This window comes from Parasediminibacterium paludis (assembly GCF_042651445.1).
GTDB classification, from domain to species: domain Bacteria; phylum Bacteroidota; class Bacteroidia; order Chitinophagales; family Chitinophagaceae; genus Parasediminibacterium; species Parasediminibacterium paludis.
Genome location: NZ_JBHSDC010000031.1, coordinates 72,742 through 98,466 on the forward strand (window position 1 = coordinate 72,742; position 25,725 = coordinate 98,466).

At 35.7% G+C, this 25,725-nt stretch carries 21 protein-coding genes, 1 tRNA gene and 1 riboswitch; of the genes, 13 read left to right on the forward strand and 9 right to left on the reverse strand.

Translation table 11 applies throughout. The features are described from left to right. Positions 1 to 314 precede the first annotated feature (314 nt). Positions 315 to 1,520: a class I SAM-dependent rRNA methyltransferase gene (locus tag ACFOW1_RS16795; protein ID WP_379015903.1), complete on the forward strand. Its 1,206-nt coding sequence runs from the start codon at positions 315 to 317 to the stop codon at positions 1,518 to 1,520. 105 nt (positions 1,521 to 1,625) lie between these two features. Here the strand turns inward: ACFOW1_RS16795 and ACFOW1_RS16800 are convergent, their stop codons facing one another. Both ACFOW1_RS16800 and ACFOW1_RS16805 read right to left on the reverse strand, forming a co-directional pair. Next, positions 1,626 to 2,450 (reverse strand): hypothetical protein, encoded by an 825-nt coding sequence (locus ACFOW1_RS16800; protein ID WP_379015904.1) that lies wholly within the window; start codon positions 2,448 to 2,450, stop codon positions 1,626 to 1,628. 25 nt (positions 2,451 to 2,475) lie between these two features. After that, positions 2,476 to 3,372 (reverse strand): 1-aminocyclopropane-1-carboxylate deaminase/D-cysteine desulfhydrase, encoded by an 897-nt coding sequence (locus ACFOW1_RS16805; RefSeq protein WP_379015905.1) that lies wholly within the window; start codon positions 3,370 to 3,372, stop codon positions 2,476 to 2,478. Between the two features lie 76 nt (positions 3,373 to 3,448). Between ACFOW1_RS16805 and ACFOW1_RS16810 the strand changes: the two genes are divergently transcribed. Next, positions 3,449 to 4,348: a nucleotidyltransferase family protein gene (locus ACFOW1_RS16810; RefSeq protein ID WP_379015906.1), complete on the forward strand. Its 900-nt coding sequence runs from the start codon at positions 3,449 to 3,451 to the stop codon at positions 4,346 to 4,348. 78 nt (positions 4,349 to 4,426) lie between these two features. On the opposite strand, the gene ACFOW1_RS16815 is transcribed toward ACFOW1_RS16810, so the two are convergent. The 7 genes from ACFOW1_RS16815 to porU all read right to left on the reverse strand — a co-directional run bounded on the left by ACFOW1_RS16815 (position 4,427) and on the right by porU (position 13,618). Further along, positions 4,427 to 5,794, reverse strand: coding sequence for a murein hydrolase activator EnvC family protein (locus tag ACFOW1_RS16815; protein WP_379015908.1), 1,368 nt, complete (start codon positions 5,792 to 5,794; stop codon positions 4,427 to 4,429). Positions 5,795 to 5,857: 63 nt separating this feature from the next. Then, positions 5,858 to 6,679 (reverse strand): DUF4292 domain-containing protein, encoded by an 822-nt coding sequence (locus ACFOW1_RS16820; RefSeq protein WP_379015910.1) that lies wholly within the window; start codon positions 6,677 to 6,679, stop codon positions 5,858 to 5,860. Between the two features lie 6 nt (positions 6,680 to 6,685). Continuing rightward, positions 6,686 to 7,126, reverse strand: a complete 441-nt coding sequence (gene dut, locus ACFOW1_RS16825; RefSeq protein WP_379015911.1) for a dUTP diphosphatase — start codon at positions 7,124 to 7,126, stop codon at positions 6,686 to 6,688. 274 nt (positions 7,127 to 7,400) lie between these two features. Further along, positions 7,401 to 8,126, reverse strand: coding sequence for a sugar transferase (locus tag ACFOW1_RS16830; RefSeq protein WP_379015912.1), 726 nt, complete (start codon positions 8,124 to 8,126; stop codon positions 7,401 to 7,403). Between the two features lie 230 nt (positions 8,127 to 8,356). Further along, entirely contained in the window at positions 8,357 to 8,830 is a 474-nt protein-coding gene (gene ispF, locus ACFOW1_RS16835; protein WP_379015913.1) for a 2-C-methyl-D-erythritol 2,4-cyclodiphosphate synthase, read from the reverse strand. Positions 8,831 to 8,918: 88 nt separating this feature from the next. Further along, entirely contained in the window at positions 8,919 to 10,082 is a 1,164-nt protein-coding gene (gene porV / locus ACFOW1_RS16840; protein WP_379015915.1) for a type IX secretion system outer membrane channel protein PorV, read from the reverse strand. Positions 10,083 to 10,189: 107 nt separating this feature from the next. Further along, positions 10,190 to 13,618: a type IX secretion system sortase PorU gene (porU, locus tag ACFOW1_RS16845; RefSeq protein WP_379015916.1), complete on the reverse strand. Its 3,429-nt coding sequence runs from the start codon at positions 13,616 to 13,618 to the stop codon at positions 10,190 to 10,192. A 176-nt stretch (positions 13,619 to 13,794) separates the two neighbouring features. On the opposite strand from porU, the gene ACFOW1_RS16850 reads away from it, so the two are divergent. The 11 genes from ACFOW1_RS16850 (at position 13,795) to ACFOW1_RS16900 (ending at position 25,589) form a co-directional block, all read left to right on the forward strand. Then, positions 13,795 to 15,348, forward strand: a complete 1,554-nt coding sequence (locus ACFOW1_RS16850; protein WP_379015917.1) for an SUMF1/EgtB/PvdO family nonheme iron enzyme — start codon at positions 13,795 to 13,797, stop codon at positions 15,346 to 15,348. Positions 15,349 to 15,476: 128 nt separating this feature from the next. Next, the gene (locus ACFOW1_RS16855; RefSeq protein WP_379015918.1) at positions 15,477 to 16,751 is read left to right on the forward strand and encodes a UDP-N-acetylmuramoyl-tripeptide--D-alanyl-D-alanine ligase; all 1,275 of its coding nucleotides are present in this window, start codon (positions 15,477 to 15,479) and stop codon (positions 16,749 to 16,751) included. Positions 16,752 to 16,823: 72 nt separating this feature from the next. Beyond that, the gene (locus ACFOW1_RS16860; protein ID WP_379015920.1) at positions 16,824 to 17,282 is read left to right on the forward strand and encodes a DUF983 domain-containing protein; all 459 of its coding nucleotides are present in this window, start codon (positions 16,824 to 16,826) and stop codon (positions 17,280 to 17,282) included. Between the two features lie 286 nt (positions 17,283 to 17,568). Continuing rightward, positions 17,569 to 17,786, forward strand: a riboswitch (cobalamin riboswitch). Positions 17,787 to 17,904: 118 nt separating this feature from the next. Next, entirely contained in the window at positions 17,905 to 19,830 is a 1,926-nt protein-coding gene (locus tag ACFOW1_RS16865; RefSeq protein WP_379015922.1) for a TonB-dependent receptor plug domain-containing protein, read from the forward strand. A gap of 420 nt (positions 19,831 to 20,250) precedes the next feature. Continuing rightward, the gene (locus ACFOW1_RS16870) at positions 20,251 to 21,465 is read left to right on the forward strand and encodes a hypothetical protein (protein ID WP_379015923.1); all 1,215 of its coding nucleotides are present in this window, start codon (positions 20,251 to 20,253) and stop codon (positions 21,463 to 21,465) included. A 94-nt stretch (positions 21,466 to 21,559) separates the two neighbouring features. Beyond that, on the forward strand, positions 21,560 to 22,144 hold the full coding sequence (locus tag ACFOW1_RS16875; RefSeq protein WP_379015924.1) for a DedA family protein: 585 nt from the start codon (positions 21,560 to 21,562) through the stop codon (positions 22,142 to 22,144). 33 nt (positions 22,145 to 22,177) lie between these two features. Then, entirely contained in the window at positions 22,178 to 23,341 is a 1,164-nt protein-coding gene (locus ACFOW1_RS16880) for a glycosyltransferase (protein ID WP_379015925.1), read from the forward strand. Between the two features lie 150 nt (positions 23,342 to 23,491). Then, entirely contained in the window at positions 23,492 to 24,202 is a 711-nt protein-coding gene (locus ACFOW1_RS16885) for a Dph6-related ATP pyrophosphatase (RefSeq protein ID WP_379015926.1), read from the forward strand. Positions 24,203 to 24,251: 49 nt separating this feature from the next. After that, positions 24,252 to 24,860: an alpha-ribazole phosphatase gene (gene cobC, locus ACFOW1_RS16890; protein WP_379015928.1), complete on the forward strand. Its 609-nt coding sequence runs from the start codon at positions 24,252 to 24,254 to the stop codon at positions 24,858 to 24,860. Positions 24,861 to 24,914: 54 nt separating this feature from the next. Beyond that, complete coding sequence (locus ACFOW1_RS16895) at positions 24,915 to 25,493, forward strand: MarC family protein (RefSeq protein WP_379015929.1); 579 nt, start codon at positions 24,915 to 24,917, stop codon at positions 25,491 to 25,493. A 24-nt stretch (positions 25,494 to 25,517) separates the two neighbouring features. Further along, positions 25,518 to 25,589: transfer RNA gene (locus ACFOW1_RS16900), tRNA-Arg, on the forward strand. Positions 25,590 to 25,725: the final 136 nt, after the last annotated feature.

A 25,725-nucleotide genomic window follows, 5' to 3' on the forward strand; every position in this document is an offset into this window, starting at 1 on the left:
ATACGTACATTAAAATTAAATGTTAGGCTATCATCCTTCGTTTATCCTTCGTTGCTAAAGTAGGGATAAGAGCACTCATAAGCTATGCAAAAGCCTAGATAAGGCTAGTGAGATGTTGTAATTAAATACCAAGAATGGGTAAGCGATTCCTAAAATTGCTAATGAGAAAAGTATTTATTGTAAGATGTAGACAAGTAAAAATGAGCGATGACCCTACTATGATTTTGAAATTAATATATCTGATACACCCAATATAAACTGCTAACCATCAATCTAAATACCACCTCTGGCTATTTCAGTTCTATATTTGCCCAATGATAAAAGTGTTTTTAAAGCGTAAGATTGCGCCACGTATCGCGAATGGTCACCCATGGGTTTACGGCAATGAGATAGAGAAAATAGTGGGTGAAGATGGCAATGCGTTAGCAACACCTGTGGCACCTGGCACTATAGTAGATGTACACTTTTTTGATAATAAATATGCTGGTAGAGGCTATATCAACCAGCAATCGCAAATAGCCGTGCGCATTCTTAGCCGCAAGCGCGACCGTGAGGAGATTGATGCGCCCTTTTTTTATAATCGCATACTAAAAGCTTGGCAGTATCGTCAAAAAATAGGCTATACAGACAACTGCCGCTTAGTATTTGGCGAAGCCGATTATTTACCTGCGTTAATTATTGATAAGTTCAATGATTACTTCGTTATCCAAACGCTATCGTATGGTATAGAACAATGGAAGCCTGCAATTGTATCAGCTTTGCAAAGCATATTTAACCCAAAAGGTATTTATGAGCGTAACGATGTACCTGTACGCGAACTAGAAGGTTTACAGCAGCAAAAGGGCTTTTTATCTGCACCGTTTGATACCAATATTATTATTAACGAGAATGGTTTACAGTTTCATGTTGATATTGAGAATGGCCAAAAAACGGGATATTTCTTAGATCAGCAAGACAATCGGAGAGCCATTAAGAACATTGTAAAAGGCGCCGATGTATTGGGTGCATTCACCTACACGGGCACGTTTGAAATACATGCGGCACATTACGGTGCTAAAAGTGTTTTGGGTATAGATATTAGCGAGCAAGCAGTAGAACAAGCTAATAGAAATGCCACTTTAAATGGGCTAGACAAGATTTGTAAGTTTGAAGCCATGAATGCTTTTGACGCCCTAAAGCAATGGGATAAAGAAGAAAAGTTGTACGATGTGGTAATGCTAGACCCGCCAGCATTTACCAAAAGCAGAGAAAGCATAGATAAAGCCGTAATAGGCTATAAAGAAATTAATCTGCGTGGTATGAAGTTAATTAAAGATGGCGGCTTTTTAGTAACAAGTAGCTGTACCAATTTGGTAAATCCAGATTTGTTTTTGCACACAATAGAATCGGCCGCAAAAGATGCTAAAAAGCGTATTCGTCAGGTAACTTTTAAAGCGCAAGCCAGCGACCATCCTATCATTTGGGGTATGGAAAATACCAACTATCTAAAGTTTTTAATAGTAGAGGTAACCAATCGATGATGAAATAAGAGAAAAAATAATTATTTGCCACAGACTAAGCTTTACCAATAATCTGTGGCTATCTATTTAGTGCTCGTCAATGAGCAGTATCTCCGAGCCACTTATTTAAAATAACTTTTGCAATTGAAACTTGTTTTTCTCTTTTAGTTTATCGTCTTCGTAAATGTCAAAGTGGTACCAGCCCGCATGTGGGAAATTGCCATAATCAATCGTTAGGTCAGCTTCTTTCACTTGCTTTATTGTATAAAGTTCCGTGCCGTCTTCTTCGTAAAACACTACCTTATACTTGTGCTGTTTTACTGAAGGGAAATGCATATCTACACTTCCTTTTGTATTGGTATAAATATAGATAGAAGGTTTCCATGTAGGTTTTGGAATATAGGGCTTAAGCATGACGGCATCTTCGCTTACAGTAAAAATGGTGTCTTTGGTTTTGGTAGTGATTGAATCTTTGTATTTTTTGTATTGACTGATTTCAAGCTCAATGACATCTGTAGGTTTATCTCTGTTGTAAATTTTTATATAGCGCTTATTATCTTTTACTTTAGGCACTTCTTTAACCGGTAAAGTGGCTGCACCGGGCTTATTGCTTGTACCAATGGGCTTTGATACCGAGAAGAAATACGCACCGCCTTCCAGCACATAGAAAATACGGTAATATACTTTTACACCGGCAGGCATTTTAGCATCCGTAAAACCATTTTGCGGTAATTCTGGCGATACAGCAGAATAAATGGTTGTAAAGTACTTGGTACTATCAAAAGAGCGCTGCACGGCTAGTTGAATACAATTAGGGAAAGGATTGGTCCAGCTAATTAATATCTTCTCTCTACCAATATCTCTTGCACTAAATTTAGGCAAAGTATCTTGTGCTTGTGCTGTTGTACAGCACCACAAACCAACTAGAAATAGAGGGGTCAACAATTTCATTGGTCAAATATAAAGTTTGCAGACATTACGCAAATACTAAACTGTCTTTTGGTAGCGATAAATTGCCTTGCAAGCCACCACTATGTATCGCCATTATTTTACTACCATCGGCAAAATAGCCGCTTTCAATTAAATTAAAAACACCATATAACATTTTAGAAGTGTACACAATATCTGTAGGTAGTTGATACGTATTGTACAAATAATTCATCCAATCTAACAGAGTTTTTGGGTGTTTCGCATAGCCACCAAAATGATACGCATTAAAAATGGTAAAAGGCTTTTCGGTTTCTTTTGGAGTCAGCAAATGGCTAATTTCTTCTTGTAAACTATCATGGCCTTTTAGCGCAGTAATGCCAATAACTTGTTGGTGTGGCGCAGCACCTTTTATTAGGCCTGCCATCATAGTACCAGTGCCTGTAGCGCAAGCAACATGTGTGTAACTCTTATCTATCCAGTGGTACATATCTGTTACGCCTTCTGCGCCAAGTATGGCATAGCCGCCTTCGTTTATCCAATACCAATTATCTTGGTGAAAGCTTTGTTTTAGCTGCTCTTTATTACTAAAGTCGCTTCTACTTACAAATAATAACTGCATACCCAAACTTTGTGCTTGTTGTAATGTATGATTCATTTGTTTGGGTTCATCGCCTCTTATAATGCCTACACTTTGCAAGCCCTCAAGTTTGCAAGCATACGCAGTGGCAACAATATGATTTGAATAAGCGCCACCAAATGTAGCAATTGTGGTTTTATTAGCTTGCTTGCAAGCCTTAATTTGTAGTTGTAGTTTGAACCATTTGTTGCCACTTATTACTTCGTGTAATTTATCTAATCTAAGTACATCAAGTGTGATATTTTTTGAGGTAGATATCAATGAAATGGACTGCACATAAACCTTATCGTAACAAATTGCTTGCATGGTGATGTAGAATTAATGAACTTATATTGGCATCTAGTATTATAACCATTAAATTCGCAAATATCAAATTGATTTTATGAAACCAACCTTAGTAATTTTAGCAGCCGGCATGGCTAGTAGATATGGCGGCATGAAACAAGTGGAAGCTTTTGGTCCGAGTGGCGAAACCATTATGGATTATTCAATATACGATGCGATAGCAGCAGGCTTTGGTAAGGTAATTTTTATTATTAGAGAGGATTTTGCAGACGCTTTTAAAGCCATTTTTGAGCCAAAATTGGCCGGTAAAATAGAAACAGTATATGTATACCAAAAGTTAGAGAGTTATGTTGGCGGCAGAACCATTCCTGCTGATAGAACCAAACCTTGGGGCACTGGTCATGCATTACTTTGCTGCAAAGAAGTGATTGATGGGCCATTCGCAGTTATTAATGCAGATGATTTTTATGGCAAAGATGGTTTTGTAAAGGCGGCCGATTTTTTAAACACCAAATGTTCAGATGACTTATATGCAGTAATGGGTTATAGCTTAGTAAATACATTAAGCGATAATGGTAGTGTAAGTAGAGGCGTGTGTGAAATAGATGCTGACGGCAACTTACTTGGCATAGACGAAACAACTGCTATTTATAAAAAAGACGGTGAAATAGTGGCCGATATTGAAGGTGGTACAAAAACATTGGCTCCAGAAACAAACGTAAGTATGAATTTTTTCTGTTTTGGCAAAAGCTTTATTGCTTTAGCCGAAGAATTGTTCGAAGTATTTCTTGATACACAAATTGCTGTGCCAAAATCTGAGTTCTACATACCTAAAATAGCAGATGAATTTATTAAAAGCGGTAGAGGTAAAGTAGAAGTAATTGGTACCGCTGCTAAGTGGTTTGGCGTTACTTACAAAGAAGATGCAGAAGGTGTAAAAGCAAGTGTACATGCTTTGGTAGATGCTGGCGAATATCCAGTAAGCCTTTGGGGTTAAAATTGTTTTTAAAGCTTATCATAAACAGAAAAGGGTTTCAATTATTGAAACCCTTTTTCTTGATAGCTATAGCTATCATTATCTTTTTAACCAGTTACGTGGATTTTGGTATTGTGTTTTCTCATTCATTACTTGAAACTCGAACTCGCCTTCATTTTGAAGATTTGCGCCAACTTTACCTATTAATGTGCCAGCTTTAACGGTCTGCCCTTTCGTTACATTAACGGAAGATAATCGGTTGTAAACCGTATAATATTTACCATGTTTTACAATAACGGCTTGGTAATCGTCTACATCTAAAATAGTACTCACTTCTCCGTCGGCAACGCACTTGATATTTGCACCTACATTTGAAACAATAAATATGCCTTGATTATCTGCTTTTAAAAGTGTACCGGGTATCGTTTGTATGCCAAATTCACCTGTTACTTTCCCGCCATCTATTGGCCATGGTAGTTTGCCTTTGTTATTTTCAAAGTTTAAACTCATGGTTAAACCTTCTTTGGTAGACTCAAATACACTTTCGCTTCTTTCAATTGGTTTTGCCGCTGTTACGCCAGTTGTAGCATCGGTAGGTTTTGGTTTATTAGCAGTACTTTTAGCACTGTTTTTGGCCAATACATCTTGTCTTTCTTTGTCTAGACGCTCTTTTTCACGCTTTTGCTCCTCAATGCTTGCAGCTTTTAATTTTGCTAAGCGCTCTTTTTCTTTGCGTTGTGCTTCCTCAATGTCTCTTCTAATTGCGGCTTTTACTGCTGCAGCTAATTTTTGGTTTTCTTTTTGGCGTTTGGCAATTTGAGCAGTAATATCTTTCTCTTGGTCTTTAAGTTGTGTAACAACTTGGTCTTTTTCTTTTTTATCTGCTTCTAATACTTGCAATTGGCTGCTTTCACTTTGTAAGGCACCAGCTTTTTCCTTTCTATTATTTGCAAGTGTAATTGTGGTTTGTTTTAGTAAATCTTGCGTTTTGGTAATGGTTTGCGCTTGTGTTTCCCTATTTTGACGATAGCTTTTTAAATAAGCCATACGTTTAATAGCATCATTAAAATTATCGGCTGAGAAGAGGAAGTTTAAATACTCGTTACTGCCGCGGTTTTTGTAAGCAAAGACAATGCTTTTGCCATAATTCATTTTTAATGTATCTAACTCTTTGTTAAGTCTATAAATTTCACGTTCGTTTCTAAAGACTGTTTCATCAAGTAGTTTAACGTCTTTTCTAATATTATTGATAAGGTTTTCACGAGCTCTTATTTTACTCTGTACCGCTTGATAAGCACGAAGGGCGGCTTTTTTATTACCTTTAATAGATGCTAGTTCATTGTTAAGGTCGTTAATTTCACGTTGAATCTGTTGTTGTTGCTTTTGTAATTCATCACGCGTTTGCGCATTTAGTGTACTAAATGCGAAAACAATACATCCCAAAGCCAACAACAGTTTCTGTAACATGCAATTAAACATTTAAAGCGTAAAACAAGGGTCAAACTATATAACGATAAAGATGCTAATAAATTATAGACGCTTGTAATTTTTGGGTACTGAAAACTGATAGTTTAACGGTTCGTTAAACTTATAATCTTTAAAATCTAAGTAAATATCCAATTTAGATTTTTGGGAAACAGAAATACTTCTGTAAGTAGCAAAATTTAAATTACCTTTTGTTTCATAATTGCTAAAAGTAATGTCACAAGTTCTATTTTGTAAGGGGTCGATGTCGTCTAGCTTGCTATGCAATGGTTTGAAGTCTGTGTTATCCAATGTAATTAAGTGTTTGAATAATTTACCAGTCATAAATACTAAAAACTGATCATTATAAGATTTGTATGAAAGAATATTATTTGTAATAAATACGGGGTTACCAATAATGACGTCCTGAAGTGTAGAAAAGTCAAATGGTATTTGTGAAGCTTCTTGCAAATAACTGATAGAACGTAAGCGAACGGATTTATCTAACTTGTTCATGACAACCACGCTATCTTTCGTGATTTGAACTTGTAATGCCACTACGCCTAACGGACCAACAACTTTAATAAGTATAATACTATCCTTTTTCATGCTTAGATATGCAGTTGCATGTTGGCTAGTTTCTTGTCCTTCGTAGTCTACTTTTATTTTGGCATTAAACGTGGTAAAGTCTATTTTCTTCTTTACAACCTTACTCATGATGTCTCTTACAATTGCTGAAGAATCTACTTTTTCAGCTTCTTTTATAACAATCGTTTGTACAGTATCTTTTTTGCTGATAGCTGCATTGATTATTTGCACTTTTTTTACAGGTTTACATGCAAACGCAAAGGTGGCAATAGTGCCTATTGCTATTATATATTTCATCATGCGAAGTTATTGTTTTCCAGTACTGCCAAAACCGCCAGCACCTCTTACTGTTTCGTTAATATTTTCAACTGCAACAAGTTCTACTTGCTCAACTTTTTGAAAAACCATTTGGGCAACTCTGTCGCCATTAGTAATGGTTTGTATTTCATTAGAAAGATTGATAAGAATCACTTTTATTTCACCTCGATAGTCAGCATCTATTGTGCCAGGTGTATTTAAGCAAGTAATACCTTGTTTAATGGCAAGACCACTTCTTGGTCTTATTTGTGCTTCGTAGCCTTCGGGAATTTCTAAAAATAAGCCAGTAGGTACTAAGGTTCTTTCTAGAGGTGCAAGTTGTATTGGCGCTTGAATATATGCCCTGATATCCATGCCAGATGAGCCATTTGTAGCATAGGTAGGTAGTGCGTTACTAGAGTTATTGATAATAGGAACTTTAAGTTGCATTTGGCAAAAATAAGTTCGAAACCCATTGAACGCTTTACTTTGATGAGATTAAAATAATATGGCTTGTGTGGTTTACGAGGAAATTGCCATAAGACATTTATTATGCGATATAGGCATTGCGCTTTGTTCTGTCATCGCCAGCTTTGAGGAAGCTTTAAATCTTATGTAGTATCATTAGGGACAATTTCTAGTCTTATTATTATAGTAGTGCTTTTTAGCCCAACTATTTATGTATTGGTACTAATAATTTATACCATTTTAAAAAAAAGAACGCTTAAAAAGCATTCTCTTCTCCAACTATCATATTTTTTGCAGTTTTAACTACAATGTGAAAATCAAGCGCATTATTCCAAACCTCAATATATCTAAGATCATTATCAACTCTTGTTTGTAACATTTCAATTTCTTTGGTTTCACCTCTATGGCCATTGACTTGCGCTAAACCTGTTATGCCTGGTCTTACAAGATGTCTAAGATTATATTCTTCAATATGTTGTTCAACTTCTGCATTCATCAAAACTGCATGAGGTCGCGGCCCAACAATTGACATTTCGCCTTTTAAAACATTGATAAATTGCGGTAATTCGTCTAAACTTGTTTTTCTTAAAAAAGAACCAATTTTAGTAATACGTTCATCATTTAAAGATGCTTGCTTGAACTTTCCATTTTCATCCAAATGTTCACTATCAGTTTTCATCGTACGAAACTTGATACATTTAAAAACCTTATTACCTACACCATGTCTTTCTTGCAAAAAGAAAACAGGTCCTTTAGATGTTAATTTGATAACGGCAGCAATAATAGGAAACAACCAACTAAATATAAACAAGATGGCAAACGATGCAATTGCTAAATCGAAGGCTCTCTTTGCAATGTTAGAATTGATGGCTTGACTTCTATTTTCTAGAAAATCAAAATCAATTGGTGTTTCAAAGGTAGAACCAGTGATTCTAACTATCTGTCTTTCAGCTATTTTACTGGGTAAAATTCTTGTTAACATATAGGATGCATTTTTAAATTAATAACTAGAAATAGTATCAATCCATTCAAATGTACGAATTTTTTTTCAATTGAGTTGTCTTAATTTCACTAATTTACTCAAAAATAATACCGAAAATCTCTTTTTTTCTATGAAAGTCAATAATAGAAAAAGAAAATAATGTGCCAAATCTCCGCTAGTTCATTATAAATATTTCAAAGTTGTTAACATCACTCTGGAGTATTACATAATTAAATATTTTTTAATAAAATAGTTGCATAAGCAACTAAGCCTTCTGCTCTTCCAACAAATCCCATTTTTTCAGTAGTTGTTGCTTTAATTGATACATCTTTTACAGTAAGATTCAGAATACCAGCAATTGTTGCCTGCATTTGCGCAACGTATGGTTTTATTTTTGGTGCTTCTAAGCAAAGAGACGCATCAATATTTACAACGGTATACCCTTCAGCGGTTATTAAATCGTAACTTTTCTTCAATAAAATTTTGCTGTCAATATTTTTAAAATCTTGGGATGTATCTGGAAAATGAACACCTATATCTCCTAAGCAGGCTGCACCAAGCATCGCATCACAAATAGCATGTAGCAATACATCTGCATCGCTATGACCAAGTGCGCCTTTGGTATGCGGTATTTTAATGCCGCCAATCCATAAATCTCTGCCCTCTACTAGTTGATGAAAATCTACACCAAAACCTATTCTCATAATATTGTTTTAATAAAAATTGGCTGTTACTTGCCTTTGAGCATGAAACAGCCAATTGGTTTAATGAGGAAAATTTTTTTACAAACGCTTATTTTTCAGAATTGCCATCAAGATCGAAAGTGATGCCAAAACGTAATGTATTTGATAACGGATTACGTGTAATACCTTGGCCAGAAGGTACTAAGTACGAGAAGTTAATGCCAATGACATTGTATTTTAAACCTGCACCAAATGTGAAATATTTTCGATTACCTTGGCTTACATCTTCGTAAAAATATCCTGCACGAACAGCGAATTGATCGCTGTAAATGTATTCGGCACCAAGCGATACTTGAAACTTTTTTAGTTCATTGCCAAAACCACCAGCATCACCAAACGATGAAAAATAACTACTGATAACACTCTTGTTTCTGTAACCTGCTAGCGATGCAGAATCGGTACTTGTGTTGCCTGTGGCTAATGGTGGCGTTGGAACCAGCAGCCTGTTTGCATCTAGTGCAAAACTTAGTTTATTGGTTTCGTCAAATACTGTTGTGTAGGCGATACCGATGCCTAAATTTGCAGGTATATAATCTTTATTGTTAGCATCGTTGGTATAGCCAATTTTGGAACCAAGGTTCGATAATACGATACCATAATTAAATCCAGCGCCTTCTTTATTGGTGCCATCGTGAAATAATGAAATATCGCCTGCAACAGCAGTACCAGTTTTGTAAGTAACACCGCTGTAAGTGCCATTTGCAAGACTGCTACTGATATACCTCAATGCAACACCTAAACTTAAATTTTCTTTTAATTTTCTAGAATACCCCACATCAAAACCAAGTTCTCTTGGGCGAAAACTGTTTAAAGTATTACCAGCAAAATCGGTAAATTCTATATTACCAAGACTAAAATATCGTAATGTGGCTGATAATGATTGATCCTCGTCTAATTTATAATAGCCTGTACCACTAGCTAGGTATACATCGTTAAGGCCAAGGTCTTTCAGCCAAGGTGTATATGTAAAGCTTACGCCAGATTTGGCTTTATTAAACGGCGTTTTCGCTAAGTTCCAATAACCAGCATTGGCATCTGGCGTGGTGGCAATACCTACATCACCCATACCGCCTGCTCTCGCATCTGGCGAGATACGTAAAAAAGGCACAGCAGATGTAACTACGTTTAAATCGCTAGTTTGGGCTTTCGCAACTATGGCAACGCTAGATGCTATTAAAGTAAATAGCACTTTTGATAGTGATGAATTTTTCATCTAATTGATTAAATTTATATTCACAAAAGAAAGAAAACAATTACATATAATCAATATTACTCGAAAAATGTAATCAAATTAGGTAGAAATTACGCCATTAATGCTATTTAAAGTAGATATAATTTTTGGGTTGATTCAGCTTTACCACTGTTTGAAGTTACAATAATACGATAGATATAGACACCTCTACCAATTTTTTCGCTGCTATAATTATCTTTTCCGTCCCATTCTATTTCTGCGCTTCTATTTCCCGCTGTATTCACTGTGCGTTTTATTTGATGTACCAATTTACCTGTAACGCTAAAAATATTGATTAGAACGTTTAAATTTTCACCTGGTTGGTTGTGTTCAAACCAAAAGGTTGTTTTACTCGTAAAAGGATTTGGATAATTATAAACGTGGCTTATCTGTAATTGTTGTTTTTTAGCAACAGTAAATTCTATAATTATTTCGCTTGAGTTGTTATACACATCCCAAGCTTTGATTTTGAGTGTATGTAAGCCTTCGCTAAGCGTAGCAAGTTGGTATCTAATTTGCCCCTCTTGAAAACTATTTAAAGCTGCTTCATAATAGTCATTTAGTTTAATAATATTTTTCTCGTCGCCATCTAAAATAGCCGTTATATCATGACCAATACCCGTACCAACGGTATTAATGCCAGAAGAGTCTGTGAGTTTTAGTATCAAAATGGGTGTTTCATTCGTCAAGCCACCATTTACAAATTTATCGTCGTTTAAGTAGGCTTTTATGTTGGGGCCTTCTTTATCGCTAAATGTGCCATTGCTACTACCACCAATAAAAAAATTTGTGTTGTAGCCAGCTGCATCTTTTGCATTGCCATCATCTGCGTACAAGCTTATTTTGCCTTGCCCTACTTGGTAATTAATGTCTTTAGGTATAATGCACGAAAAACTGAAATTACCGTTTGTAACCGTTGCCTTGCCCTTGTACAAAAAATTGGTTTGTTGGCTAAAACTTGTAATTGGACTAGCGGGGTCGTTGCCTTTTGTAGTAATCGTTTGTGGTTTATCAAAAACAATGGCATTTACCGTTCCGTTAAAATTACTTAAAGCATTGCCGGTAGCATCGGTAATTAAACCACCAAATGTATATTTTCCAAGTGCTTTTAATGTGTCAGCGTTAGAAGTGGGTAGGTTGTTAATAGTTGTAATTTGTAATTTATTTTCTGGAAATGCTAGTCGCAAGGCGGGGTCGCCAAGTAATGTGAATTTTCTATTATTTGTAATATCGGCAAAAGTTTGATAAGTATAGTTTTTGGCACGTTTTACGGCTTCGCCTAATGTTAAATATTTGCCACTTGCATCGGGCTGTAGTGCAATTGTTAGGTAATTATTATTAATTATTTTATTGCTATATGCAAATACAATACGTGTGGTGGTCATTAATGCAATAGCACCATTGTTTGTTTGGGTTAATAATTCACCACCAATAGATGTTTTTGTTGGGTCATCGTATGGCGCGAAATCGCAAGTAGCCGTAATGAATAAAGGGAGTTTATTGGGGTTTGATATTTTGTTTAAAACATCTTGGTCAAAAATGGCTTCATCTGCTAATCGCTGGTAGCCTCCATGACCAGTATAATTAAACAATAATGTGCCACTAAAAAGCTGGTTAATAATGGCTGTATTAACGTCTGGGTATCTAGCGCCGCTGCTACTACTTACAACATTAAAAGCATCTAAATAAATTTTATTTTTATTAAGATTTCCATCAATTGCACTAGCATTTGCTGAAATAAATTCAGCATCGTTTAAGTGTGTGTCGTTGTCTTTATCATCGGCTACAAATGTGGCCATATTGCGCCAAGGGCCAAGCGATTGTTTACTCTTATAATTGATGATTTTATCTACCATTGTTTTGGCATCGTTAATATTGCTCGCTGGTATTCTACCAATACCTATATCTAATAGGCTTACAGGATTTGTATTGGCAATGTCATCTGCATCATTAAGTAAGCCAAAAAAATCGTCGGATGTATACGTAGACAGAGGATCTATAGAATTGTTGTTTTCGTAACAAGGCACTAAGTTGGTATTATTTGCCAATCGATTTTTATAGTCAAAAGAAGCACTACCAAATAGTAGCAAATATTTTGGTCTTTTAGTAGAATCGTTTCCAGCTTTGTCGTAATACATTTTTACAAAATCGCGAATTGCTGTGGGGTCACTTGCGCCACTTGCAAATTCATTAAAAATTTGAGCAGTACTTGCTACCATTACTTTGTAGCCATCTTGTTGTGTGTGAAAAAGCGCTAGTCTTTTAGCTTCGCTAATTAGTGTAGGATGTGTAACAATTAAGTAATCAACTGGGCTGCTATTATGTAGATTTTGATTATCTATTTTACCGATAGCTGTAGGCGTAAAATAAGATGTGTTGTTAAAAGCAATATACTCTTTTAAAGTAGCACTTGTATTGGTAAACGTGAGTTGATTATTGGCATAAAGCGTTGTCATTTTTTGTGGTTGGTAAATGTTAGATACATCCCAAACGCTAGTTGCATTATTGGCGTTGCTAATGGTAAAAGCAGCTACATTACTAGCGCCTACACTTTGCCAATCTCTAAAAAGCAATTGTCCAGTTGATGGCATAATGATGCCCCTTCTGCTATATACCTCAAACCAATTTAGCCAAGCTTGCGCAGCTGAGTTGGCTGGCGTAAAATTGATGGTCAGATTGAGATTTGGTGTAGTTGATAAAAAACTATTTTGGGAAGTAACATTGGCCGCAAAAACATCTAAGAAATTACCCGAATTTACTGGTATGGTTAGGGTAGAAAGATTGCTACCATTAGCTTTTACAACTAATGTGCTAGTACTATTTACACTTCTGCCTGCAAAACTGGTTATTACATTAATCGGTTCTGATTGTAGCAAGCCATTTAAATCAATAGTAAAGCTTCTAGATAAATTATTACCGTTGATATTACTAAATTCTTCACCGTACCATTCTTTACCACTGTTTAAAAAATTTACCAAATCGTTTTCGTAATGGTAGTGGTCGTTGTAAGTGGTAACTGTTTGGGTAGCTATACCCGAAAAACTATTGGTATTAATGCGTTTACCAGTACCACCGATTGTAATAAAATAATAGGCCGTATCGCTATAGATATTTTTTTGATAGGTAAATGATTTATTGGTGCTATCAGCTAGCCATCTATTTGGTCCGGGTGCATAAAATAGAAAATAGTCATTGTTATTGAATAAGCCATCACCACCATCAACTACCTCAATGGCGTTCTCAACTAAGTCATCGTTATAATAGCTATTATTTTTCTCGCTCAACATTTGCCCACCATTGCCATACAATCTAATTGCGGCTGAAGAAATGGTTATACCAGGAAATCCATTATTATTTAAATACGCAACGTCTACTTTATAAATCCCCGCTTGGGTTACACCAATTTTTAAGAAATTACCAGTTTGCAATATAGAATTTGTTGAATATATACGCTGCGCGGCCGTTTTTTCAGCAGACAAAATGTTAAAAACGAAAAAAAATAAAATTACAGTACGCATTTTGCCAAAAATGATGTTCTTTTATCATCGAAAGAAGCTAACAACCCTAAAATTAGGGATTTGATAACAATTATATGAAAACTGTAAATTTACATTTTATCTAAAATCTCCTATATTCGCATAGAACATATAATTCTACCCCAAATTTTTTATTGACAGAATCTAAATTATCACTCATGAACATGCTAACAGGAGTAAGAAGTTGTGTTTTATTGGCAGCAACCATAGGTGCTTTTGCATCTTGCAAACCAAAGCAAGAAAAATCTACTGCTACTGGTTGGAATTATAATGACAAAAAACAAGGTAGCTTTTCGGTGCCGAAACCTAAGGACGTAAAAACTGCCCCAGGTCTTGTTTTTGTGCAGGGCGGTACGTTTACAATGGGTGCTACGCAAGAAGATGTTATGGCTGAATTTAATAATACGCCTAAACGAGTGACAGTCAACTCATTTTTTATTGATAGAACTGAAGTGGCAAATGTGCACTATCGAGAATATTTATACTGGCTAGAAAATACATTTAGCGACGAGCAATATAAAAAAGTATTGGAAGGCGCTTTGCCTGACACACTAGTTTGGAGAAGCGAACTGGCTTATAACGAACCTTATGTAGAATATTATTTCCGTCATCCTTCTTATAATTATTATCCAGTGGTAGGCGTTAATTGGAAACAAGCTACTGATTATTGTATTTGGAGAACTGACCGTGTAAACCAATTAGAATTAATTAACAAGGGTTACTTAAACGCAAATGCCATCAAAACAGAGGAGAACGGCGGTGGTCAAGAAAATTTTAATACAAAAGCTTATTTGATGGGTGAGTATCAGGCACAACCTGGTAAACTTGCAACTTCTAAAAGCAATCCATTGAAAGATGCACAAGGTAGACCAAGAACAACTGTACGCTTTGAAGATGGTATTTTATTTGGTGATTATCGCTTACCAACTGAAGCAGAATGGGAATACGCAGCATATGGCTATGTGATGGAAAATCCTCAGAGGAAAGCTAGCGCAAAAACTAGAGGAGAAGAAGTGGTAGCAAATAAGCAAATTTATGCTTGGAAAAACGATGGCTTCGATAATTTGCGTTCTACAAAACCAGGTAGCTATCAAGGTGCATTCTTAGCTAACTTTAAGCGCGGTAGTGGTGATAATATGGGTGTTGCAGGTGGTTTAAATGACAATGCTGCTATACCAGGTGAAGTGACTACCTTTTTACCAAATGCATTTGGTATCTATAATATGAGCGGTAACGTAAGTGAGTGGGTTGCCGATGTATACCGACCATTAACAAGTTTAGAAGGCGATGACTTCAATCCATTTCGTGGTAACGTGTTTAAAACAGTAGATAAAAGCGGTGGCGAAGGTAATTTGAGAGATAGCCTTGGTAGAATTAAAATGAAATTGGAAAACGATTCAATTTTGCAAAATCGTAGAAACTACCAGAAAGCTTATGCGCTAAACTATCTAGATGGTGATAGCTTAAGTGGTGTAACTTATGGCTACGGTGTAACGACTTTAATCTCTGATAAATCAAGAGTAGTTAAAGGTGGTAGCTGGAATGATAGACCATATTGGTTAAGCCCAGGTACAAGACGCTTTTTAGAAGAGGATCAAAGCAGTAGCACAATCGGCTTCCGCTGCGCTATGAGCCATGCAGGTGCACCAGAAGGTACAAAAGCTAAAATAAAAACTGGTAATAGCTTTCCAGAAAGAAAACCGAGAAGATAAGGTTTAGATATATAGAGCGTAATCCCAATGTATTGGGAAAAATGAAAGCCACTCAATTTAGTTTGGGTGGTTTTTTTATATGCATGTAATTGCTGCAATTCTTTACTTTGTACAATTAATTTTTAAGTATGACAATAGAACAATTATATCAACTATATCTTCTACATCCATCTATACAAACAGATACTAGAAAGCTAAAAGTTGGGGATATTTTTTTTGCATTAAAAGGACCTAATTTCAATGGTAACCTATTTGCAAAAAAGGCACTTGAACTTGGTGCCGCTTATGCAGTAATTGATGAACAGGTAGGCGATAGTAACGATAAATTAATATTGGTAGAAGATGCATTGAAAACCTTACAAGCTTTGGCAAAATACCATAGACAACAATTTACAATACCATATATAGCTATTACTGGTAGCAACGGAAAAACTACCACAAAAGAATTGGTGAGTTCAGTCTTGGCTTCGCACTATAGAACTTATACTACGCAAGGCAATTTAAATAACCACATTGGTGTACCATTAACCATTTTAAGTGTTGGTAAAGATGCGGAAATGGCAGTTATTGAGATGGGTGCCAATCACCAAAAAGAAATAGCTAGTTATTGCACTTATACCTTGCCAAATTATGGGCTTATTACCAATTGTGGTAAAGCACATTTAGAGGGCTTTGGTGGTATAGAGGGCGTGAGAAAAGGTAAAGGTGAGTTATATGATTTTATTCGCCACAATAATGGTCTTGCGTTTATATGTAACGATTACGACTACTTACTTGATATGAGTAAAGGCATTGCTAAACGCTACACATACAGCACCAATAATGGTGATATCATAGGTATTGCGTTGCAAAGTGAGCCTTACTTAAAAGTTCTAATGACCAAAGGCTTGCAGGCTAGCATTGTTACACAGCTTGTTGGCGATTATAACTTACCTAATGTACTCTGTGCAGTAGCTATTGGTAAATATTTTAAAGTACCAGACGAAAAAATTATTGCTGCTATAGAAAACTATGTGCCTAGCAATAGTCGCTCGCAAATGATCGAACAAAATGGCAACCACATCATACTAGATGCTTATAACGCTAATCCTACAAGCATGAAAGCAGCTATAGAGAACTTCGCAAAATTTCCATCAACTAATAAAGTATTAATGCTTGGAGGTATGATGGAGCTCGGTGAAGAGAGTATTGCAGAACATGCCGCTATTATTTCGCTTATTAAGCAGCACCAATGGAGTAATGTGGTATTGGTAGGTGGCGATTTTGGTAACATTGAGCATCCTTTTGTTTACTTTAATAATGCTACCGACGCTAAAGGGTGGTTTGCCGAACAAGGCTTTAATAATGCTTATTTATTAATCAAAGGCTCTAGAAGCATGGCCATGGAAAAAATTTTACAATAAGCTAATCAGTAAGTAACTATTGTTACAAATGCAATGTTCAAATGTAGCTACCTTGCATCCAACTTATAACACATGGCAGATCAACGAATAAATACTCCAAATTACATTCTAAGCGTTTTGCAAAACAAATGTCCACGTTGCAGAGAAGGCTATTTGTTTACCACAAAAAATGCCTACGATTTTAAGAATAATACCAAAATGAATGAACATTGCCCTACTTGTGGGCAATTAACTGAGATAGAAGTAGGCTTTTACTATGGTACGGCTTATGTAAGTTATGGGTTAACAGTGGCCTTCTCAGTAGCTACATTTGTAGCTTGGTGGGTGCTTATCGGTGTCTCTATCGATGATAATAGACTGTTTTGGTGGTTAGGTATTAATTCGTTTTTAATGCTTGCCATGCAGCCATTACTCATGCGCTTATCTAGAAGTATGTGGCTAAGTTGGTTTGTAAAATACGATGCTAACTGGCAACACTCTAAACCAAAAGACGCAGAGCGTGTGGTAAAAGAACACATGAATAATTGGTAAAAATAAATATGAACGAAGATGGAAAGCCTCAATTTGGGGCTTTTTTAATGTAAATAGACTATCCTATTTTCTAAAAACTTTTTGAACTATTTAAAATTGAGTTTTTATAAAAGTAATGTGCTCTGTTGAAAACCTTATTTGTATATTAAGTAACTTACTATCACATTTGTATTGTATTTGGTTCTAAAGGAATGATTTTATAGCCTTAGGCATTGTAAATATTACTACGCTTTGATAATAGCTGAACACAGTACTTAGCCTACAAGTGTGCGACGCAACGAAGCTACATTGTATTACTACTGCTGGTTATAAAATAATTACCCAAAGATTAAAAGGGAATTTGGTGAAAACCCAAAACTATCCCCGTAGCTGTAAAGCGGCCTCCCCCAAACCCCTCCAAAGGCGGGCTTGAAAAGAGGTGACTTCAATAAAACCACTGTTAATAGCGGGAAGGTGAAGTTATAAACGCTGAGTCAGAAGACCTGCCTTTTACAACATCATTCACGGCTTTCGGGTGAAAAGCATGGAATGTAAAGGGCTAGCTGCAGACAGCCGTTTATGTTTCTCCGTTTTTTTATTGTCCTGAAAGCTCATTGTTACACTTTTAAAAAATTAAAAGACAATGAGCAGAAAATTAACGCTCCTTTCAACAACACTGCTATGTGCAACAGGATTGCTTGCACAGCAAGACACGCTGGCTACCAAACAGCTAGACGATGTCATTGTAACCGCCAATAAAGTGGCGCAAAAACAAAATACTACGGGCAAAGTAGTAAGCGTAATTACAAAAGAGCAGATTGAAAAAAGCGCTGGCAAATCTGTAGCGCAAGTGCTCAACGAACAAGCTGGTCTTGTGGTGAATGGTGCACTAAATAATACCGGTAGTGTACAAACCGTGTACATGCGGGGTGCGAGTGCTGGTAGAACTTTAATATTGATGGATGGCATTCCTTTAAATGAACCAAGCACCATTACCAACGATTATGACCTTAACTTATTTTCTATTAACGATGTAGAGCGCATAGAAATTTGTAAAGGTGCACAAAGCACTTTATATGGTAGCGATGCGGTGGCAGGTGTTATTAATATTATCACAGTGAAAAGTAATGTTACCAAGCCTTTTGAAGGAAAAGCAACCCTTAGTGCTGGTGGCTTAAACACTTATAAAGCTAACATACAATTATATGGTAAGCTTGATAAATTTACCTATACAGCTCGCTATGCTAAATTAACTACAAGTGGTGTAAGTAGTGCTTATGATAGTACTGGTACAAAGAACTTTGACAAAGACGGTTATGATGGTAATGTGGCCAATGCAACGATGCAATTTCAAGCTAGTAAGCAATTGAGCGTTAAAGCATTTACTATGTTTAGCCAATACAGGTCGGATATTGATGCTGGTCCTTTTGTAGATAAAACAGCTTATTTTATTAATAACAAAAGTGCTATCAGTGGTGCAGGCTTTAACTTTAAAAATGATATTGTAACGCTTGTAGGTAATTACCAATATACAAAATTAAAGCGCGTTTACGACGACAATTATACCGCTGGTGCGCCATATTTTTCTTTAAATGCTTACAATGCAATAAGTCAGTTTGCTGAGCTATACTCTAATGTCAAGTTGGGTGCAGGTTTTACTTTATTAAGTGGTGCTGATTATAGATATGGAAGTTACAATAATGATTATAAAAGTGTCTCATCTTTTGGCCCCTATAACAGCACTTTTAGAGATACATCTGTAAGCCAAACAAGTATGTATGCATCGTTGAGTTTTATCGATGCGAAAAAACATTTATCGGTAGAACTTGGTGGTAGATTAAATACGCATAGTCGCTATAATTTCAATTACACTTACACGTTTAATCCAGCGTATAATTTCAACGATAATTGGCGAGCTTTCGGCAGCATTGCTACTGGTTTTAAAGCGCCAGGTTTGTATCAATTAAGTATTAATTCGAAATTATTACCTGAAGAATCTATTAATTATGAAGCAGGTGTTCAATATCAAAATAAGCATATAAATACACGTATAGTTTACTTTAATCGTAAGATAGATAATGGCATAGACTATAACTATATTACGTTTAAATACTTCAATTATATCAAACAACAAGTAAATGGCATAGAGTACGAACTTACCGTAAAACCAGTTGAAAAGCTTACCGTTACTGCCAATTACACATTACTAATAGGGCAAGAAACTTCACAAAACCGTGTAACTAACCAAGACACAGTCACATATGATTATTTATTACGCCGCCCAAAACATGTTGCTAACTTAACTTTTGGTGTACAACCCTTATCCAAGTTGTATGTGAGCGTTACAGGAAAATATGTCAGCAATCGTAAAGATGTAGGTGGCTACGCAAAAGCTGATGTAGGCTTAGATGCGTATTTTATCATGGCTGCTACAGCTTCTTATGAAGTAAACAAGCTAGTAAAGCTATTTGCTGATGCACAGAATATTACCAATAAGCAGTTTTTTGATGTACGTGGCTATAATACATTGCCTGCATTGTTTAACGTGGGAGTTAGTGTAAACTGGTAAATTACTTTACATTTCGATAAAGGCGTATGCGTTTCAAAACGCATACGCCTTTATCGAAATATCATAAATGTTTTGTTACAACAAAAATTGAATTTGGTTTTTATCAAATATTTGGCACAGTATTGCGATGTTTTAGCAAACTTTTGTACTAAAGTTTTCGTTAAATAATTAAAAACATCACATGTCGACAATACGCAAGAAATGTATTATTTATTAGCTATGTATCGCTTTTTTGTTTATTAATTAATTTCAACTAATACTCAAAATAAAGATATCATTTATATTAACCTTAAAATGGCGTAACTGAATGCATTAAATTATGTTTTACAATGTAAAAACATAAAGGTTAATTAAGAAAAAGGGTGTAGTGTTGTAATGGTATATTGGCTAAAATATTATTTATTTTAAACATTTAAATCAATGCTTTACAAAAGTGGTTTATTCATTTGGATACTATTTAGCTGTGCCTCGGCATTTTCGCAAGATAGTATCGGCAGGCAAATAACGCCCAACACTACCATACCGCAAAAGGATTTAATTGATATTTTACATAGCATTTTGTACAAAAATCCGCCAGTTAGAGCCGACTCAGGCTATAAACAAACTACTAAACTTTATGTATCTCCGGCGCCTCTTATAGAATATACAGTTGCTACCGACTTTGTATTTGGGGTAGATGCCATTGCTGCTTTTAATACAAGTAATTCATTACCTACCAATACCTCTACATTTCTAGGTGCACTAAAATATACCACTAAAAAACAATTGCTTTTTCCTATACAATCTACCATTTGGTTACCTGGAAACACTTTTGCAATTATAGGCGATTGGCGTTATCTCAATTTTCCACAAGATGCTTTTGGATATGGTACTTATACCAAACTTTCCGACCAATATACCATTGACTACAAATACCTCAGGTTTTACGAGACTGTATTGAAAAATATTGGCAACAATTGGTACGCGGGTTTGGGCTATCAACTAGATTATCATTGGAATATTTCAGAAAAAGGATTGCCTGTAGGCACCGTATCAGATTATCAGAAATATGGTTTTGCTAATTCTTCAACTTCTTCTGGCGCTACTTTTACTTTGCTGTACGATACAAGACAAAATCCTATTAATCCTGTGGTTGGAAATATATTTGCTAGTATTCAGTTGTTAAAAGATGCCACATGGTTAGGTGCTAATAGCAATTATTCAACGCTTACTTTAGATTTAAGAAGATACATTAAAATGCCTTGGCATACATTATTAGGTTTTTGGTGTTATGGTGTATTTACATTAAATGGAAATCCGCCTTATTTAGATCTTGCAGGTGCTGGTTTAGATAGCTATAATAATACTAGTAGAGGCTATCAACAAGGTAGATTTGTTGGAAAAAATATGTTAGCTTTAGAAACTGAGTGGCGTTTTAACTTGTCTAAAAATGGCTTATTTGGGGGTGTCATATTTGCAAATACAACTACGCTATCAGAGCTAGCAAGTAACCGATTTGAAAAGTTAGCGCCAGCTATTGGTGCGGGGTTAAGAGTTAAATTTAATAAGTTTTCGAAGACAAATATTGCTATCGATTATGGTATAGGAACGGGTGGTTCTAAGGGTTACTCGGGTAATCTTGGTGAAGTATTTTAAGTGCTATTGTATCATAAGTTAACAGTAAGGTAACATGAAAGTCTTTATTTCACTTTTCCGCTTATCTTAAATAAAAGCGTTATAATATAAAAGGTTGGAACATATTTTACATTTATTGTCGCGATATCAATATCTCATATTATTTCCTTTGGCAATAGTAGAAGGGCCGATAGTGGCTGTTATAGCAGGCTTGTTATGTTCAAATCAAATCCTTAATATTTCTTTGGTTTACCCAATTATCGTAGCTGGCGATATTACTGGTGATTCTTTATGTTATCTTTTTGGACGCTTTGGCGTACCTAATTTTATCAAGAAAATAGCCTTAAAACTGGGGTTTAAACCAGAAAAAATTGTGGTTGTTAGAAGCTATTTTGATACAAATCCAATAAAAACCATTTCCTTATCAAAAATTACACTTGGTATTGGTGTGGCGGGTATCTATTTGGCTGGCAATGCCAAAATTCCGTACAAAAAATTTATCATCGTTTGCTTTGCTACATCGGCCTTACAATATATCTTCTATCTTACTATTGGCTTATTATTTGGCAGTGCTTATATGCAAATAAGTCGATACTTAGATGTGGCCTCCACTTTAATAATACTTGCTGCACTGGCTGTATTGTTATGGCTATTTATCAAATCAAAACTTAAAAATAAAGCTGCTACTATACAAGAATAATGGCAGTGTCGTTAACCCTAAATTATCAGCAATATGAGAATTCTATTTGTATCAGATACATATTATCCTCACATCAACGGTGTGTATTATTTTGTTTGTCGTGTAGGACCTATGTTACAAAACAAAGGACATCAAATAGCCGTAATAGCTCCGTCGCCTACAACGTCATCCACTCTTAAAAAAATTGATGAGCTAGATGTATATGGTTTGCCTTCGGTATCTACTGTATTATATCCATTAATCCGTGTCCCGTTTCCTGTATTAATGCAGTCAAGAATTAGGAAAATAATAGCAGAATTTAAGCCCGACATTATACATCTACAAGACCACTTTGCTATTAGTAAAGCTGTAATTGCAGTAAATAAATCCATTGGTATTCCAATGGTTGCTACTAACCATTTTATGCCTGAGAATATATCTGTGCTGGTAAAAGGCAACGGATTAAAAACGAAGGTAGAAAATTGGCTTTGGCGTCAGTTTACTAAAGTGTACAACCAAGTGCCGCTTGTAACCACGCCTACCGAAACGGGTGTAAACATTATGCGGCCGCATCTTAAGCCAGCGGTAAAAACAATAGCTATATCTAGTGGGATAGATTTAGGTTTATTTAATCCACATGGCGATGTGCAACCTATTATAGAAAAGTACGAAATACCTACAGATAGGCCTATACTACTATATGTAGGTAGGCTTGATCCAGAAAAACGGATTGATGAAATATTAGAGGCAGTGTCAGTAGCAATTAAAAAGGTGAATTTTACATTTTTAATTGTAGGAAAGGGCACAAAAAAGCAAGAACTAGAGCAAAAATCGGTGAGCCTTGGCATAGCACAACATGTTATATTCACTGGTTTTGTACCTGACGAAGATTTACCATTTATGTACAAGCTAAGTCGCTGCTTTATCATTGCTAGTATTGCCGAATTACTGAGCCTAGTAACCCTACAAGCTATGGCCTCTGGCCTTCCCATTATTGCTGTAAATGCAGGTGCTTTGGTAGAACTCGTTGACGGTAATGGGTATTTGTACAACGAAGGCGATATACCAGCTATTGTTAATGCAATAACAGCTATTTGTACAGACGATAATGCTTATGCACAAATGCGAAGTGTGAGTTTAGAACGTATTCAAAAGCATGATATTAATGCGACACTGAGCGCTTTTGAGAATTTATATATAACGCAGGCTGCATTATAAAATAGTAAAAAATCAATAAAACATTTCAATTAAAATAAATACAATTCTAGACTTTTGCTTGTGTACTTATTTTTTTAAGTGCGTTGCATTATTTAAAATGCAGGGCTTTCAAAGGGATGTTAATATAATAAGTTGATGTAAAAGTAATTTATGGTTAATAAAACGGTGCTTAATTGGAGCGGTGGTAAAGATTGTGCATTAGCATTATACTATTTATTACAAAACAAACTATATACCGTAGCGCAATTATTAACCAGCATTAATCATACATATAATCGTGTAGCTATGCATGGTATTAGAGTTGAATTATTGCATCAACAGGCTGAAGCTATTGGATTGCCTTTACAAGAATTGCAATTAGATGATCAACCTTCAATGGATGATTATAACGATGCGATGACAACTACCATGCAAGATTTGAAGTTGCGTGGCTTTACGCATGCGGTTTATGGTGATATATTTTTAGCGGATTTACGTCAGTATCGAGAAGCGCAGCTATCTACAATTGGTCTTACAGCACATTTCCCACTTTGGCAAAAAAACACAACAGAATTGGTGCATGAATTTATTAACCTCGGTTTTAGAGCCATCGTTTGCTGTGTCAATAGTGAATTACTTGATAAAAGCTTTGTGGGTAGATATTTAGATGCTAGCTTTCTGAACGATTTGCCAAAAAACGTAGACCCTTGTGGTGAAAATGGTGAGTTTCATACGTTTGTGGTTGATGGACCCATTTTTAAACAGCCATTATCTTATACACTTGGGCAAACTGAACTGACAACTTACAAAGCTCCAAAGATGGATGCACACGGCGATATAACTACAGTTGGTTTTTGGCAATGCGATATCTTACCAATTTAGTACAATAAGGTGCAATAGTTTCTTGGTCTAAATATCACAAATTCGCGCTATGGAAATATACCTCATTAGACATACGACTCCCGATATTGTAAAAGGGCTTTGCTATGGACAAACGGACCTTGATGTGATTGACACTTTTTTTCAGGAAGTTGAACAAATAAAGCCGCACTTACCAGCTACCATTACAACGGTTTATAGTAGCCCATTACAACGTTGTAGCAAGCTGGCAAATGTGTTATTTCCTACACATACTATTACTTATCATGCACATTTACAGGAAATTAATTGTGGGGACTGGGAAATGCAACATTGGGATGAAATTCCAAAGCAAGCGCTTCAACCTTTCTTAGCAGATTTCGTAAACGTTGCTATGCCTAGCGGCGAAAGTTATATTGATCTCTACAATAGAGTTACAGCCTGCTTTAATCAGATTACAAAGCAGCCCAAACCAATAGCTATTGTAGCACACGGGGGTGTTATTAGAAGTATTTTATCGCATATTACGAATACGCCTTTAATTGAAGCTTTTAATGTATTTAAGCTGTATTATGGCTGTGTAGTAAAGATAATGACCGATAACAATGAGGGGCTAACATACCAAATATTACATAATGTGTTGCCGCTCCAGCCAGAGCAACATAAACCATCTGTATTGTAGATTAAGCAATAAGAATTGTAGTTTTGCCCATTATCTTTATAAAAATTTGTCAGTATGAGCTTTACCATTAACGAATTATTGACGGTAACTTTTACCTTATTTGCCGTGATAGATATAGTTGGTTCAATACCATTGCTTATTACATTACGTGAAAAAATGGGTGGTATTAACTCTTTTAAAGCTACTTTGGTTTCTGGTGGTTTAATGATATTATTTCTTTTTTTTGGCGAAAGCTTCTTGCGTATATTAGGTTTAGATAAACGTTCGTTTGCCGTGGGCGGTTCCATCGTTATATTTTTAATTGGCTTAGAAATGGTGCTTGGCCACGAAATATTTAAAGCAGATAAAGACAGTAAAGCAGGTACCGTAGTGCCTATTGCTTTTCCTGTGATAGCGGGTAGTGGTACACTTACCACCGTTATGAGTTTAAAAGCCAACTACGATGAAATAGTAATCGTTATAGGTATTTTATTAAATCTGATAGTTATTTATATCGGGTTGCGGAGTCTAAATTTTATAGAGCGCGTACTAGGTGAGGCAGGTTTGTTAGCGGTAAGAAAGTTTTTTGGTGTAATACTGCTGGCAATTTCTGTAAAAATATTTAGTAGTAATATTTCTGCATTTGGCAAATAAGGTTCGGTTTATATTTGCAGTAATGGCTGTGTAGTACAATGGATAGTATAAGAGTTTCCGAAGCTCCAGATCCAAGTTCGATTCTTGGCATGGCCACTTTGCTAGATTGATGGCGATTCGTTGAAGAATCGCCATTTTTATTTTCCGTTGTATCCATTACTACCATTGGGATTGCAGAGAATAAACTATTAGTTTTAGAAGTTCGAACCACACTATTTTCTTTGTTATACAT